Consider the following 14,075-nt stretch of genomic DNA (forward strand, 5'->3'; position numbering starts at 1 on the left):
CGGACTCGAGCCCTTACTGTCGTATTTTCGTGGCCTCTTCGGTTTGCGGTGCGGTATCATACCAGATTTCCTACCGGGCTGCGCGAATTCTCGGGCTCTGAGACTTCATTTCGCCGAGGCTGGGATGCTGGCCAGGCGTTGGTGACCACGGACAGCTGGCTGGCACAGGTGATGGCCATCGCCGCGAGCAGGGCCCCCAGCCAGCTGATGCTGCCCATGTCGCCAAAGCACTGCTGGGTATAGGCCACAAATACCGACAGCGCCACCAATCCACCCGCACGTTGGAGCGGTTCATGGGCGCGGTGGTAGGCGCGCACCGCCAGGAAGACGGCGATGGGTATCCACATCCACAGCCCGCTGAAGCCCACCACCCCGCCGAAGGCGAGCAGTCCCAGCACCGAGTTGTGCGGGTGGTAGAGGTAGTCCGCGAAGGCGTGGGAGATGTCGGGCAGCTTGATGACCTCGTCGAAGGGGTGCCCCCAGCCGGAGCCGAGGATGGGGTTGCGGTTCCAGGTGTGGACGTCATCGAGGTTCTCGATGTCGCGGTAGTCCATCTGGCCCTTGGCGAGGTTCTCGCCCACCAGCATGGACTTGAAGATGCCCACCGGCGCGAAGATGCCCGAGGGGTTCGCCCAGCCCACGGCCACGTAGAAGGGGAAGAGGGGCAGCAGGAGCAGGGCGACGCGGGTGAGCTTGCGCTTCATCCCGCTCCACGGGCTGATGAAGTACCCGAAGATGAGCGACAGCTGGAAGCTGGCGTAGCCCAGGCGCCGGTCGTTGTAGTGCATGCCCATCATGATGATGGAGACCACCCAGACCATCCGCCAGAAGTGCTTCCGGGTGGGCTGCTCCATCCAGGACCAGATGACGCAGGCCAGGCCGGTCACGTACAGCATCGAGTCCGAGTGCGTGGTGGCGTACTCGAAGTAGTAGCCCCGGGGCCGGGCGATCATCACGATGAACCAGGCGCCCAGGATGGCCTTGGTGCAGCAGGCCACGACGATGATGCGCCCGAGGATGTGGAAGTCCTTGGGGCCGCGCACCGCGGAGTTGAAGCACATCACCATCAGCGGCAGCGACATCATCTGGTGCCACTGCCACCTGGCCACGCGCGCCTCGCCGCCGTTGATGTAGATGCCCCACACCTGCATCCAGAGGATGGTGGCCGGCACCACCAGCATCGCGATGACCACCGGCTTGGGCAGTGGCAGCGGGGGCGGGTCTATCTTCATGCCGGTGGCGCGCCGGTAGATCATCAACCCGATGAGCCCCACGACGGCGAGGTCCATCAGCGGGAGGGACATGCCGGGCATGGTGAAGATCAGCTTGCCGGGGAAGTACAGCGGCGACTGCCACTTGCCCTCGTAGGGGACCTCGGGGACGAGGTCCACCGTGACGGCCATGGCGAAGATCGCGAAGGTCAGCGTGCGCAGCGGCTGATGGCACACCCACCACAGGAAGGCGGCGCCCGCCACCGGAAGAATCGCGATCGCGGGGGCGGCGATGACGAGCCCCACCGTGGCCAGCACCAGCAGTGCCAGCAACGTCATGAAGACGGGCGTGCGCGAGAGGAAGGCTTGCATCGTCGTCCGAAGCGGGTACCCCCTCCCGCTGTTACATCAGGGCTTCTGGGTCTCGCGCGCCGTGCGCACCCACTCGCCCTTCTTCTCCTCGGGGCGGCTCATCATGAGCCAGATCTTCCAGGCCACATAGAAAGGCGCCCGTGCCAGGGCCAACAGCCCGCCAAGGCCCATACCGGATACCCACCAGCCACGCATCACGTAGAGCACGAGCGCCAGCACGCTCGCCGCCCCTGCGTACGCGGACAGCGCCACGTGCCCCTGCCACAGCGACAGCGCCGCGGCGGCCACCGTCACTCCGCCCGCGCCCAGCACCACCCAGCTCAGCGGCGGCACCAGCAGGTCCATGGCCAGGTCCACCAGCACCTTGTCCCCCTTGCTCAGGCCCTCGGCGAGCAGGGGCAGGCCGAACTTGCGCATCATCGCCATGCGTCCGCCTTCCCAGCGGCGGCGCTGCGAGCGCGAGGCCTTCTCGGAGGACACCATCTCGCCCAGCGCCTCGGCCTCCCAGGCGTAGTGCACGCGGTGGCCGGCCTGGCCCAGGCGGATGCCGTACTCGAGGTCCTCCACGATGGAGAAGGCGTCGTGCGGCACCTGGCGGATGATGGCGTGGGTGAAGCACATGCCGTTGCCGCGCAGACCACACGAGACGCCCAGCCGCTCGCGGCCCAGGGAGCGCACCTTGTGGAAGAGCGCCATGGAGACGGCCATCAGCTTCGTGCGCCACGAGGCATGCGGGTTGAGCACGCCGTAGTGCGCCTGCGCCGCCTGGGCGCCCGCCTCCAGCCTCAGCGCGAAGGCGTGCAGCAGGTTGCTCGTCACCTCGGTGTCCGCGTCCACCACCACCACCGCGTCGGCGAAGCCGTCCTTCAGGCTCTGCTCGAAGGCGTACTGCAGGGCGTACCCCTTGCCGCGCAGCTCCTTGTTGTGGCGCACCAGCACCGTGGCGCCGGCCTCGCGCGCCCGATCCGCCGTGGCATCCGCGCAGTTGTCCGCCACCACGAGGATGCGCCGCAGCTCCACCGGCCAGTCCACCCGCGACAGGTTGGCCACCGTGCGGGCGATGCCCGCCTCCTCGTTGTGGGCCGGGATGATGACGTCGAACTTGAGCCGCGGTGTCACCCGGGGCGGTGCCGCCTTCTCTCCCGACAGGAGCGTGAGCAGTAGGAGATAGCCCGCGGCGGCGAGCACCGGGAGGGCCAGGAGGACGAGCAGCAGATCGAGCAGCATCACGGCTTCTGGGGGACTTCGGGTGGGGCGCGGGGGCTCCGCGCTATTGAGATTGGGTCTCCATCGGAGGCTGCTGTGCCTCGAGCTCGGCCAGCACGGGGAGCCCCAGGCCGCGTTTCACCTGCCAGGCCTGGAGGAACCGGCCGCTGAGCACATCCCTCGCGAGCGCCGCGAAGATGCCCAGGATGAGGCCCGCCACGATGCCACCGATGGCGATCACCTTCGCGTTGGGCTTCACCGGGGTGCGGGGGAACTCGGCCGGGGTGAGCAGGGTGTAGCGGTACTTGAAGGAGGCCTGGGCGATGTCTCGCTCCAGCTTCGCGCCGTCGATGCGCTTGCGCAGCTGCTGCATCATGATGGTGCGCGCGCGCACCTCGTCCAGGGACACCGCCGCCTTGGGATTCTCCGACACCGCCGGGAGGATGCCCATCAGCACGCGCTCCAGGCCATACGGGTCCGGCATCGGCTCGTCGGGGAAGGGCACGGCTCCACCTCCGAAGCGCGTGTACTCCGCGTTCAGCTCCTTCTCCTCGCCCTGCAGCACCTTCGTCTGCGGCGAGCCCTGGGCACGCAGACCCACGATGCGCTGCTGCAGCTCGATGATGGCGGGGTGGTTGTCCCCGTAGAGCTTCTTCTGCGCCACCAGCTCCGCGTTCAGCCCCTCCAGGCGCCGGTTGTGCTGCTCCTCGGAGTCCCCGATGGCGCGCCGCTTGGCCCGGATGAGGAAGCGCAGCTCCGCCAGGTGCTGGTCGGTGTTGAAGCCGCCCACGCGCGGGTCTCCCACCGCGCGCCGGCGTTCGATCATGATCTGCTCGAAGATCTTCTCGAACTCCAGGAAGGCCTTCTTGTAGTTCTCCGAGGCGACCTTCTCGTGCTCCTCGAGGATGCCGAGCGCGTCCGTGATGCTGGCGAGTTCCTCCTTCTGGCGGGCCTCGAGGAAGCTCTGCTGAGCGGCATCCACCAGCTCGTAGGCCAGCTGGGGGTCGGGCCAGATGACGCCGATGGCGACCTTGCCGTCATCGGTGTTCACCGAGAGGGACTTCTCCAGCATGCCCACCATGGCATCCAGCTTGATGTCCTCGGTGGGGCGCCCGGAGATGAGGTGCATCACCTGGTCCTTGAGCCGCAGCAGCGGGGCACGCGTGGCGTCCCAGCGGTCCAGCAGGTTCACCCGCTTGATGAGGGCCACCAGGTTCTCGCGCCGCATCACCGCCTGCGCGGCCGAGCGCGTCACCGAGTCCACCTCGCCCGGGGGGCGCAGCGGGTTGGGCGGGTCCGGATCCAACGCCGGAATCCGGTCCGGGTTGACCAGCGCGGCGATGGTGGAGGCGCGCTTGGGCAGCAGCGAGGCCTCCGAGTAGTAGCTGCGCGGCAGGAACTTGGCGAGCGCCAGCCCCAGCGCCGCCGTCACCACGAAGGTGCCCAGCGCCAGCAGCTTGTGGCGCAGGATGGCGTTCTTCACGTAGCCGAAGTAGTCGCGCAGCGCCTCCCAGTCGAAGATGTTCGCCTGGGCCTTCTCCACCTCGGGCAGCTCGTCGCGCAGGGGCGCCATGGCGCTACCCCTCCTTCCGAGGACGCGCCGCCATCACCCGCTCCACCTGCTGCTGGAGGTCCTCGGGGGTGAAGGGCTTGATGAGGTAGCCGCTCGCCCCGGCTTCCTCGGCCTGCGCCCGGTCCATCGTCTGCGTGCGCGCGGAGATCATCAGCACCGGAATCTCCTTCAGGGCCGGCGTGGCGCGGATGTACTCGCACACCTCGTAGCCGGAGATGTCCGGCAGCGTCAGATCCAGGCACACCAAGTCCGGGCGCTGCTCCTCCAGCAGCTCCATGGCCGTCTGTCCGCTGAACGCCTCCAGGATGCGCGTGAAGCCCAGCACCTGGAGCATGTCACTCAGCATCTTGCGGAACATGGGCGAGTCCTCGACGACGAGGACGGTTCCTTGCTGCTGCGCCATAGAATCTCTCGTGCCTGTTCTCAGTCTTCCATCGACGTCCAGATGACCAGGACGAGGAAGGCATAGAGGAAGTTGTACGCCACGAACATCGCCACCGCCCGTTTTACGCCGCGAACCGCATTGCGCTCTCTCGCCGCCAGGATGGGCAACACGATGATGGCGTACAGCACCGACATCAGGATGAATTTCTTCATGACCTGGTGCGCCTAAAGCCTACCACGATCATAGCGGACCACCAATCCAACGCTTGTGTACCACTGGACGACGGGCGCCGCGTCGAGGACCACGTGGTTCATCCAGGTGAACCACCCCTTCCCTTGCACGAAGAGGTAGCGGGAGAGCGGCAGCGGGTAGAGCGCCTCGAGCTCCACCCGGGTCTCGGCGTCATTGCGGTGCACGCCCGAGGTGAGCGAATGAGCATACCGCAGCTTTCCGAGCACCTTCGCCTCGCGCCGGCCCTTCCACTCCAGGTCCAGGCCTACATCCTCCCCGGGGGATGAGCTTCGTCGTCAGGGGATCCATGTACGGCAGGTAGCGCGCCCGGACCTTGGCCTTCACCGGCCAGTGGTTGCCGATCGGCACTGGCGTGTTGAGCGTGGTTTCCAGGGTTGGCATCACCATGTTCGTGGGTAACTCATCCGGTCGGCGCGGGTAGGTCCTACCCACGGCGATACCAGGCTCGACACTCAGGTCCACCAGCGGGGTGAACTGGTGCTGGAGGCCCGGGGCGAACTGGAGGACGGCGTCCCGGTTGCCGGTGGAGAAGGCCACATCACGGCCGTACAACGACAGCGTGAAGTAGTCGCGACGCGTGGCGCCATAGAAGGACTGGAGGCGCAGCTCGGGGTAGCGCTGCTGGGGGTAGGCCGCGTTGCCGCGCCGCAGCGGCCGCACCGGTGGATCCAACAGGCCGTTGACGACCCATCCGAGGGTGCCGGCGATGGACAGTCGTTTGATGCCGAGCGACGTCCAGAAGCCCGCCGCGGTCTCCGTGTAGATGTAGGCGCTGCTGCCGAGCGACTTGGCGGCCGGCGTCACCGGCAGGCTGCCCGTCCCCGCGCCGCTTCCGAACTGGTCGAGGGGGAAGTCACCGAAGGTGGTGGTGTGGACGGCCAGCAGAGTGAGGTCGCGGCGGATTTTGTAGTCGGCGCGCGTGTAGACGGATTGCAGGATCTCGAGCGTGGGGCGCATGGCCACCTGACGCACGAGGAACTGGGGCTCGTAGGCGAACTTCACCTCGAGCAGGTTGGTGTAGAGGACACCGTCCAGGCGCGGGGCGATGATGAGGTCCGACACCACGGTGGTGGACGCCAGCTCGGTGAGCAGCGGCGTGCGGACGACGGACTCGATGCGGGCCGAGGCCTTGTATTTGACGGCCGGGGCGGAGGCCACCAGCAGCCAGCCGAGGGCCAGTGCGGGCAGCGCCATATGTCTACTCCACCACCACCACGTCGCCCGTCTTCAGCCGGAAGGTGGGGGCGGTCCCCTCGCTCCGGGTGAGCGCGGCGTAGGTGAAGCGGATGCGCACCGGCGCCGGGTAGCCGGGCTCCCTGCGCAGCACGTAGACGGCGTCCTCCCGGGCGTAGTCGGTGAAGCCACCGGCCTCGGACAGCGCCTGCAGCAGCCCCGAGCCCGACTCGAGCATCTTCTTGCCCGGGTTGCGCACCTCGCCGAGCACGGCGATCTTGATGGGCTGGGCCTCGTCCACGATGACGGTGACGACGGGGTTGGCCACCAGGTCCTTGAGCTTCTGCTCCATGGCGCGGGCGAGCGCGGCCGGCGTCTGCCCGGCGGCGTCCACGTCATTGAGGAGCGGCAGGCTGATGCGGCCGTCATCGCGCACGCGGATGCGCGCGGAGATGTCGCGCTGATTCCACACGTTGACGGTGAGAACGTCGCCCTTGCGGATGAGATAGTTTTCGTCCTGCTGCTGCTGCTGCGGCTCGCGGTAGTCGTCCACCCAGACGAAGCGGCCCGGCTGGTAGCAGGCGGACAGCAGCAGGAGCGAGGCCAGCAGGGGCCAGCGGCGGAGGGCAGGGGAGCGGAGGGAGGTTCGGCTCATGGCGGGCAGAGGGGACTTCATGCGGCGCGGGCCTCGGAGGGAGGCGGCTCGGGGGCGGTCTGGGGCTTGCGGCGGTTGCGCACCATGCGCACCAGCCCGAGCAGCTCGTCCTTGCGCACTGCGCCAGTGAGGAGGATGAGGGACACGTAGAGGACGCCGTCCAGCACCATGCGGGCCAGCCCTCGCGCCAGGTCGCGCGAGTCCAACCCCAGCCGGCCCAGCATCAGGTGCACGGCGGCGACGGCGGCACACGTCCCGAGCGTCTTGCCCAGCACGGCGAGCCCCCGCGCGTCCCAGGCGCGCGAGCCGATGGCGGACACGAGGATGATGGTGACGATGACCTCGCAGGTGGCCAGGGAGATGGCGGTGGCGCTCGCGCCGCCCGCGGGTCCCAGCCAGCGCAGGAAGGGTGGAATCAGGAGCAGGTTGAGCGCCGGGTTGAGCACCGCGGCCAGGATGGAGGTGCGAGTCACCGTCCAGGTGCGGTTGTCGGCCATCAGCCAGCTGCCGCACACGGTGGCCACGTAGGTGAGCACGAAGATGGGGGCGAGCAGCCGCAGCACCGGCGCGGCCGGCAGGTAGGCCTCGCCAATGAGCAGCTTCACCCAGGTCTCCGCCCCGAGCGCCATCGCGAGCGTCACGGGAATGGAGACGGAGACGACGCCCTCGAGCCCCCGGCGGAGGATGCGGGTGAATTCCTCGCGCGAGCTCGCCGCCGCTCGCGACATCATCGGCAGCAGCACCCAGCTGAGGATGGGCGAGAGCAGCATCGTCATGCCGGCGATGCCCCAGACGGCGCCGTAGTAGCCCACCTCCGTCTTGTTGGCGACGAGGCCGAGGATGCTCACGTCCACGCGGCCGTTGGTGGCCAGCGCCGCCTCGTTGATGAAGAAGGGCAGGGCGGCCAGCAGCGCGGTGACGGTGGAGCGCACGTCCAGCCGCATCTTCAACCCGGCGTGCTCGCGCGTGAGGTGGAAGAGGAACGCGGCCTTGAAGACCTCGGCACCGATGAAGGGCGCGGCCAGCCACGGCAGCGGCGCGCGCAGCAGCAACACCAGCGCCAGCCCTCCGCCCCAGATGCATTTCATGACGACGTGCGCCACCGACAGGCCATCCACCTTCTCGCGGGCGTGCAGCACCGCGGCGAGGATGGCGTTGAGGCGGAAGAAGAACTGGTAGACGCCGAGCAGCAGAGCCAGCGTCTGCACCTCCGGCGGCTCGCCTCCGGCGCGCATGACCAGCAGCATGGCGCCAATCAGCCCCAGCGCCAGACCGAGCTGCAAGAGCAGCGTGCCGCCGAAGAACTCGCTGGCGTGCTCGCGCCGGACGGCCACCTCCTTGCGGATGTAGACGTCCAGGCCCATCGCGCTGAGCACGAAGAAGGCCCCGGAGAAACCGTCCGCCCAGTTGTACCGGCCGAAGCTCTCCGGCCCCAGGTACCGCGGCAGCACCACCCTCATCACGAGCGCGATGCCATACGTCACCATCAGCGACCCGCCCAGCTTGAGGGCGTTGCGCAGGGAAGTATGGGCGTCCACCTGGGCGGGCTCGGCCCGTGGTGCCGCCGCGCTCGTCTGGGGCGTTTCGATGACGGAGTCCTCGACTGGAAAGGCAGCGTGCAGTGAACGACAGCGATGCTCCCCCGTCAAACAAACGGCTACAGGGCTGTAGAGCGGGCGGGCGTGCACCTCTCCCTCCCTGGCGCCGGGTCCGTTCCAGACTCCAGCAGCGCAGGCGGGGTGCCGTGATACTGTTTGAACTCCTCGAATCTCACGACATGTCCGCTCCCGCCTCCTCGGTCAAAGCCGTCCTCGTTGCGCTGTCCGGCAATGTGCTCGTCACGCTGGTGAAGTTCCTCGCGTTCGCCGTCTCCGGCTCGGGGGCCATGCTGTCGGAGGCCATCCACTCGGCGGCGGATACGGGCAACCAGGTGCTGCTGTTCCTGGGCCTCAAGCGCGCCGTCCGCGAGCGGGACGAGGAGTTCCACTACGGCTACGGAGGCGAGCGCTTCATCTTCGGCATCCTCTCCGCCGCGGGCATCTTCTTCGTGGGCTGCGGGGTGACCGTGTACCACGGGCTGACGTCGCTGCTGCACCCGCACCAGCCGGAGATCGGCGCGGTGACCTTCGCGGTGCTGGGCTTCTCCTTCCTGGTGGAGGGCGGCGTGCTGCTGATGGCCGTGCGCGGAGTGTTCCAGCAGTCGGGCGGCATGGGCTTCTTCCGCTACGTGCGTGAGAAGGCGGACCCCGCCACCGTGGCCATCCTGCTGGAGGATGGCGCGGCGGTGCTGGGCCTGGTGCTCGCCGCCGCGGGAATCTCCCTGGCCTACGTGACTGGCAATCCCGTCTTCGACTCGCTGGCCTCCATCATCGTGGGCCTGTTGCTGGGACTCATCGCCATCTATCTCGTGCTGGAGAACCGCTCGCTGCTGCTGGGCCGGGCCGTGCCAGACGAGGTGGAGCAGCGCTTCGTGGACATGGTGCGCGCCCGGCCGAGCATCGCGGACATCCACGACGTGAAGACGCGCCAGCTCACGCCCGAGGTCTTCCAGTTCAAGGCGGAGGTTCGCTTCAGCGAGACCTTCGTCACGGCCCGGCTGACCGAGGCGCTGAGGGGCCTGGGCGAGCTGCCCTCGGGCGAGGCCCGTGAGCAGGCGCTGCGGCCTGTTGCCCAGCACCTCATCCGCGCCCTGAGCGAGGAGATCGACGCCATCGAGGCCGAGGTGCGAGCCGCCATCCCGGAGGCGAAGCACATCGACCTGGAGCTGGAGCATCTGCTCGCGGCCTCCGTGGAGGATGTCGCCGGAGTGCGCAAGAGCGCTTGAGTGCGGCACCTTACGGCCCGGAGCAGCGCACCGGGTGAGCTATCGTCAGCACCAGAGTGGAGAGGGGGGGTCTGCCCTCTCCAGGGGGATGCACGCCATGAAGACGTGGAGACTCTGGGGGCTGCTGCTCGGGGTGTTGCTGTCCGGGTGTGCGGCCTCAGGCCCGTCGCTGCACGAGGAGGAGAGGCTCGAAGCCACTGCTGTAGAGGCGGAGCGGGAGGAGGCGGACGCGTGCCTGGCCTTCTTCTGTGATGAGGAGGTGTGCGGCTTCTTCCGCTGCGAGGCAGTGGCGGAGCTGGCCGAGAGCGGGGGCGAGGACGAGGCGTCCGGGCAGGTGGTGAAGACACGGGGCTCGGGCGCGGTGGGGGTGTACCTGCCGGGCGCCGGCAACTCACCCATGCGGTACTGGGGCCGTCCGCAGCCCTGGCCGCAGGAGGAGGGCGCCGTCTTCATCATCCCGTGGAGGAACCACCATCTCCGCCACCTGCTGCCCAGTCAGCAGAAGTTGCTGGCGGAGATCGATGCGAAGGCGAACCGGCCTCACGAGAAGCACCACATCTTCCCGCAGGAGTTCAAGGCGTGGTTCGAGAGCAAGGGCATCGACATCCATCAATGGACGATGTTCATCGAGACATCGCTGCACAAAAGCATTCACCGAGGAGCGAGCGGTGGCGCTTGGAACGCGGCGTGGCGGCAGTTCATTCTGGAGAAAGGTTCCAGCTACGTGACGAAGGAGGAAATCTGGAAGCACGCGTGGGAGCTATGCGTGCGTTTCGGTTTGATGGCACCTCTCGAACCGTACTATGGCAAGACGAAGTTGCCGCCGCCCATCGAGTTCTGAGGAGCAAATGAGGTTCTACCGGTTGAGCTCCGCTCCGTACGAGAGCTTGCGCTACACGGGCGAGTACAACGCGAGGCGCAAGTGGGGCCTGCCCGGCCTTCAATGCCCCTCATGCAATGTCCCCTATGTCGGAGATTCGGAGGTCTACCCGAACGTGGATTTGTCGGGCCTGCCTGGGGCGGAGCAGCTCGAAAAGGCTTGGCTGGAAACGGACCTTGAGAGATTCAAACACCTGCGCGAAATGGTTCGGCCCCTGGTGCCGGCGGGGGCGCCACTGGTTCCTGGTGCCCGCTTTGGCCCGCTCGTGGGCTCGGCCCGGGGCAACTTCGCGCAGCTCCATATGTTGTACGCCGACAGGGTGATCATTCGCCGTGATGCTCTGGAGCAACTCCAGGCCGAGGGCCTGCGGGGACTCAAGGGGGGCCGGACCGGGCTGCGCTTTCGTCAGAGGAACGCGCCGGAGTTGATAGAGCTGGAGGTGGAGATGCTAGGCCTGTTCCACCCGGACTGCCTACCGCCGGGCAAGGCGGAGCCCTGTGTGACGTGCGGTGGATACAGATTCTCTCTGCCGGAGCAGCCGTTGCTCGACAAGGCCTCGCTGCCAGGGCACCTGGACGTGTTCCGGTTGCGCAACTTCACCAACGCCATCGTCATCACCGAGCGCTTCGCGGACACCCTGCGCCGGCTCGGTTTCGAGGAGTATTCCCTGCGCGAGTTGCCCGTGCGCTGAGCCCGGACCCCATCGAGGCCGAGGTGCGAGCCGTCATTCCGGAGGCGAAGCACATCGACCTGGAGCTGGAGCATCTGCCCGCGGCCTGAGTGGAGGACGTCGCCGGAGTGCGCAAGAGCGCCTGAGCGCGGCACCTTCCGGCCCGGTGCATCTCACCGGGTGAGCTATCGTGAGCACCAGAGTGGAGGTGGGTGTGTCTTGCCCTCTCCAGGGGGCGCGCGCCATGGCTTCCTCCCCCCATCGAGTTCTGAGGAGAAGATGAAGTTCTACGAACTGGACTCCGTTCCGGCCGACAGCATGCGGTACACGGGCGAGTACAATGCGAAGCGAAAGTGGGGGTTGCCCGGCGTGCATTGCCCCACGTGCGACTCCAGTTGGGGTGGCATCTCAGAGGTCTATCCGAGTGTGGATCTATCGGGGTTGCCAGAGGCGAAGCAGCTTGAGAAGGCCTGGCTGGAAGAGGACTTCGAGAAGTTCGAGCGTCTGCGCGCGATGGTGCGGCCCCTGGTTCCCGCCTGGGCGCGGCTGACTCCTGGCACGGGTTTCGGGCCGCTCATCGGTTCGGCTCGTGGCAACTTCGCCCAGCTCTACATGCTGTATTCGTGGAGGGTGATCATCCGCCGGGATGCGCTGGAGCAGCTCCAGGCCGAAGGACTCCGGGGACTGAAGGGCTGCCGCACCGAGCTGCGCTTCCGGCAGCGCAATGCACCCGAGTTGATGGAACTGGAGATGGAACAGCACGGTCTGTACCACCCGGACTGCCTACCCCCGGGCAATAACGAACCATGTAAGACGTGTGGGGGCTACGATTCAGGTCCGTCGAAACAGCCCATGCTCGACAAGGCCTCGCTGCCGGAGCACCTGGACATCTTCCGCCTGCGCGACCACCACGGCGTCATCGTCATCACCGAGCGCTTCGCGGATACCCTGCGCCGACTCGGCTTCGAGGAGTATTCCCTGCGCGAGTTGCCCGTGCGCTGAGCCCCGAACTCGGGGCCCCGCGCCCCACTGACCTAGCTCGCGCCGCTGCCGGTAATCACCACCGGCACCGTCTTGAGGATCAGGTTGATGTCGTTCTTGAGGCTCCAGTGGTCGATGTACTGCATGTCCAGGTACATCCACTCCTCGAACGAGATCTGATTCCGGCCGGACACCTGCCAGATGCACGTGAGGCCCGGGCGCACCGACAGCCGGCGCCGCTGCCAGGCGGAGTACTTCTCCACCTCGCTGGGGATGGGCGGCCGAGGCCCCACCACGCTCATCTCGCCGCGCAGCACGTTGATGAGCTGCGGCAGCTCGTCGATGGAGTACTTGCGGATGAAGCGCCCCACCCGCGTAATCCGCGGGTCGTTCTTCATCTTGAAGACCGGGCCCGTCTGCTCGTTCTGCGCCTCCAGCTTCGCCTTCAGCTCCTCGGCGTTGACCACCATGGAGCGGAACTTGAGCATGTGGAAGGGCTTGCCGTGCAGCCCCACGCGCTTCTGCTTGAAGAACATGGGCCCGCGGCTGGTGAGCTTCACCGCCAGCGCCACCCCGATGAGCAGCGGCGACAACACCACCAGCGCCGCCGCCGAGCTGACGATATCGAACAGCCGCTTGAGCGCCATCTGGTGCGGCTGGAAGGCATGCGTCATGAAATGCAGGTAGCCGTCCGAGATCGCATGGTCATCCACCGGCCGCGCCCGGTCGAACCGGAAGTGGTACGCCGGCAGCGCGAAGGGAATCCCAAAGTTCTCACACAGCTTCACCGCCGCCTGCATCTCCGCCGAGTGCTTCAGCATGTTGCCGGCGATGTAGACCTCGTCCACCGGCACCGTGCACAGGATGTGCTCCAGGTCCTTCACCGCGCCCAGCAGCGGCGCCGGCGGAGCCGCCGAGGCCGACTCGTTGCTGAAGCCCAGGTAGCCAATCACCTTGCGGCGATGCTTGGAGTTCAGGTCCTCGCCCGTCAGCCGGCCCATGGCCCCCACGCCGATGATGAGCACCTCGTCCAGCGGCTGCTCCTGCACCGACAGGTTGCGGAAGAAGTACAGGCGCAGCAGCGCCACCGAGGGCCACAGCAGCGGCGGAAAGAGGCTCAGCGCGACGATCCACGACTCGGTGCCCAGCACCAACCGCGTGAGGAAGAGCACCACCGTGACGACCATCACCTGGATGGAGATGAGCGCCAGGTCATCCAGCCGCTCGCGGTTCGCGAACCGCACGTCATAGAGGCACAGCGCCGTGCCCACCACCAGCCACGCCACCACTCCCACGCCCAGCAGCACCCAGACGTCCGTGCGCTCCAGATGGAGATCATGCCCCATCAGCGTCGTGGAGATGAGCAGCGCCGCCACCACCAGGAGCAGATCCGCCACCATGTTCATCTTGGCGGCGAACCCCGGAGCGAAGCGCGAGGGCGGAGCCTCGGCCGTCTTGGCGTTCACCACCGAGAGGGACTTCTCCGTAGGCGTCTCCGACCCGAGCAGCGGGGGCGGTGTCTCGGCGGGAGCCAACCCGCTGGGTTGGGACTCCGCATGGGCCTGCGAAGGGGTGGAGGGAGGCTCGCTGGATGTCACGTCAACTTGAGATGCGGGTCGCATGGAGACCCTCCCTGGATTCGACATCCGACGGATCCATGATAGGGGACCGTGACGTCGGCAAGAAGCCGGGGATGCTCGACTGTTCAGACGACGCACCCCCGCTGAAGCCGCTGCGCTCAGCGTAAAGGGTTGTCTTGAAATCCGTCAACCCTCCCTGAATTTTTATACTTTGAGTGTAATCAGTATGTGACACCAGTCCGTCCTCGGGGCGCGGCACGCACGCGCCCCTACCTGTAGGGGGATGGCGTGTACACGGTGCGGAGGGGACGTA

Annotated in this window: 14 protein-coding genes; 4 read left to right on the forward strand and 10 right to left on the reverse strand. The window is 67.1% G+C overall.

Annotated features, from left to right (window positions below; translation table 11 throughout):
• Positions 1-56: 56 nt before the first annotated feature.
• From wzy to DAT35_RS52965, 9 genes are read right to left on the reverse strand one after another with little or no spacing between them, the layout of a single operon-like run.
• Positions 57-1,583, reverse strand: coding sequence for an exopolysaccharide repeat unit polymerase (gene wzy, locus DAT35_RS52930; RefSeq protein ID WP_108077119.1), 1,527 nt, complete (start codon positions 1,581-1,583; stop codon positions 57-59).
• 36 nt (positions 1,584-1,619) lie between these two features.
• Positions 1,620-2,810 (reverse strand): exopolysaccharide biosynthesis GT2 family glycosyltransferase EpsU, encoded by a 1,191-nt coding sequence (epsU, locus tag DAT35_RS52935; RefSeq protein WP_199243272.1) that lies wholly within the window; start codon positions 2,808-2,810, stop codon positions 1,620-1,622.
• A 43-nt stretch (positions 2,811-2,853) separates the two neighbouring features.
• Positions 2,854-4,362, reverse strand: coding sequence for a chain-length determining protein (locus DAT35_RS52940; RefSeq protein ID WP_108077121.1), 1,509 nt, complete (start codon positions 4,360-4,362; stop codon positions 2,854-2,856).
• Positions 4,363-4,366: 4 nt separating this feature from the next.
• Entirely contained in the window at positions 4,367-4,765 is a 399-nt protein-coding gene (locus tag DAT35_RS52945) for a PleD family two-component system response regulator (protein ID WP_108077122.1), read from the reverse strand.
• Between the two features lie 20 nt (positions 4,766-4,785).
• Complete coding sequence (locus DAT35_RS60315) at positions 4,786-4,959, reverse strand: hypothetical protein (RefSeq protein ID WP_199243273.1); 174 nt, start codon at positions 4,957-4,959, stop codon at positions 4,786-4,788.
• A 12-nt stretch (positions 4,960-4,971) separates the two neighbouring features.
• Positions 4,972-5,163, reverse strand: coding sequence for a hypothetical protein (locus DAT35_RS52950; protein ID WP_108077123.1), 192 nt, complete (start codon positions 5,161-5,163; stop codon positions 4,972-4,974).
• On the reverse strand, positions 5,150-6,193 hold the full coding sequence (locus DAT35_RS52955) for a hypothetical protein (protein ID WP_108077124.1): 1,044 nt from the start codon (positions 6,191-6,193) through the stop codon (positions 5,150-5,152). The genes DAT35_RS52950 and DAT35_RS52955 overlap by 14 nt, the downstream gene beginning before the upstream one ends.
• 4 nt (positions 6,194-6,197) lie before the next feature.
• Positions 6,198-6,827 (reverse strand): exopolysaccharide export protein EpsY, encoded by a 630-nt coding sequence (gene epsY, locus DAT35_RS52960; protein WP_108077176.1) that lies wholly within the window; start codon positions 6,825-6,827, stop codon positions 6,198-6,200.
• A gap of 17 nt (positions 6,828-6,844) precedes the next feature.
• The gene (locus tag DAT35_RS52965) at positions 6,845-8,476 is read right to left on the reverse strand and encodes a flippase (protein WP_233262231.1); all 1,632 of its coding nucleotides are present in this window, start codon (positions 8,474-8,476) and stop codon (positions 6,845-6,847) included.
• Between the two features lie 128 nt (positions 8,477-8,604).
• Here DAT35_RS52965 and DAT35_RS52970 point away from each other — a divergent pair, with 128 nt between their 5' ends.
• The 4 genes from DAT35_RS52970 to DAT35_RS52985 all read left to right on the forward strand — a co-directional run bounded on the left by DAT35_RS52970 (position 8,605) and on the right by DAT35_RS52985 (position 12,203).
• Positions 8,605-9,651 (forward strand): cation diffusion facilitator family transporter, encoded by a 1,047-nt coding sequence (locus DAT35_RS52970; protein WP_108077125.1) that lies wholly within the window; start codon positions 8,605-8,607, stop codon positions 9,649-9,651.
• A gap of 97 nt (positions 9,652-9,748) precedes the next feature.
• Entirely contained in the window at positions 9,749-10,492 is a 744-nt protein-coding gene (locus DAT35_RS52975) for a TIGR02269 family lipoprotein (protein ID WP_158502269.1), read from the forward strand.
• Positions 10,493-10,499: 7 nt separating this feature from the next.
• The gene (locus tag DAT35_RS52980; protein WP_108077127.1) at positions 10,500-11,222 is read left to right on the forward strand and encodes a double-CXXCG motif protein; all 723 of its coding nucleotides are present in this window, start codon (positions 10,500-10,502) and stop codon (positions 11,220-11,222) included.
• A gap of 258 nt (positions 11,223-11,480) precedes the next feature.
• Entirely contained in the window at positions 11,481-12,203 is a 723-nt protein-coding gene (locus DAT35_RS52985) for a double-CXXCG motif protein (RefSeq protein WP_108077128.1), read from the forward strand.
• A gap of 32 nt (positions 12,204-12,235) precedes the next feature.
• On the opposite strand, the gene epsZ is transcribed toward DAT35_RS52985, so the two are convergent.
• Positions 12,236-13,804 (reverse strand): exopolysaccharide biosynthesis polyisoprenyl-phosphate hexose-1-phosphate transferase EpsZ, encoded by a 1,569-nt coding sequence (epsZ, locus tag DAT35_RS52990; RefSeq protein ID WP_304466091.1) that lies wholly within the window; start codon positions 13,802-13,804, stop codon positions 12,236-12,238.
• Positions 13,805-14,075: the final 271 nt, after the last annotated feature.

Source organism: Vitiosangium sp. GDMCC 1.1324 (genome assembly GCF_003044305.1).
GTDB lineage: Bacteria > Myxococcota > Myxococcia > Myxococcales > Myxococcaceae > Archangium.

Coding starts and splice junctions, on each gene's coding strand:
- DAT35_RS52970 (WP_108077125.1), top strand. CDS start 8,605: ATGTCCGCTCCCGCCTCCTCGGTCAAAGCCGTCCTCGTTGCGCTGTCC.
- DAT35_RS52940 (WP_108077121.1), bottom strand. CDS start 4,362: ATGGCGCCCCTGCGCGACGAGCTGCCCGAGGTGGAGAAGGCCCAGGCG.
- DAT35_RS60315 (WP_199243273.1), bottom strand. CDS start 4,959: ATGAAGAAATTCATCCTGATGTCGGTGCTGTACGCCATCATCGTGTTG.
- DAT35_RS52945 (WP_108077122.1), bottom strand. CDS start 4,765: ATGGCGCAGCAGCAAGGAACCGTCCTCGTCGTCGAGGACTCGCCCATG.
- epsU (WP_199243272.1), bottom strand. CDS start 2,810: ATGCTGCTCGATCTGCTGCTCGTCCTCCTGGCCCTCCCGGTGCTCGCC.
- DAT35_RS52985 (WP_108077128.1), top strand. CDS start 11,481: ATGAAGTTCTACGAACTGGACTCCGTTCCGGCCGACAGCATGCGGTAC.
- DAT35_RS52955 (WP_108077124.1), bottom strand. CDS start 6,193: ATGGCGCTGCCCGCACTGGCCCTCGGCTGGCTGCTGGTGGCCTCCGCC.
- epsZ (WP_304466091.1), bottom strand. CDS start 13,804: ATGCGACCCGCATCTCAAGTTGACGTGACATCCAGCGAGCCTCCCTCC.
- DAT35_RS52975 (WP_158502269.1), top strand. CDS start 9,749: ATGAAGACGTGGAGACTCTGGGGGCTGCTGCTCGGGGTGTTGCTGTCC.
- DAT35_RS52980 (WP_108077127.1), top strand. CDS start 10,500: ATGAGGTTCTACCGGTTGAGCTCCGCTCCGTACGAGAGCTTGCGCTAC.
- wzy (WP_108077119.1), bottom strand. CDS start 1,583: ATGCAAGCCTTCCTCTCGCGCACGCCCGTCTTCATGACGTTGCTGGCA.
- epsY (WP_108077176.1), bottom strand. CDS start 6,827: ATGAGCCGAACCTCCCTCCGCTCCCCTGCCCTCCGCCGCTGGCCCCTG.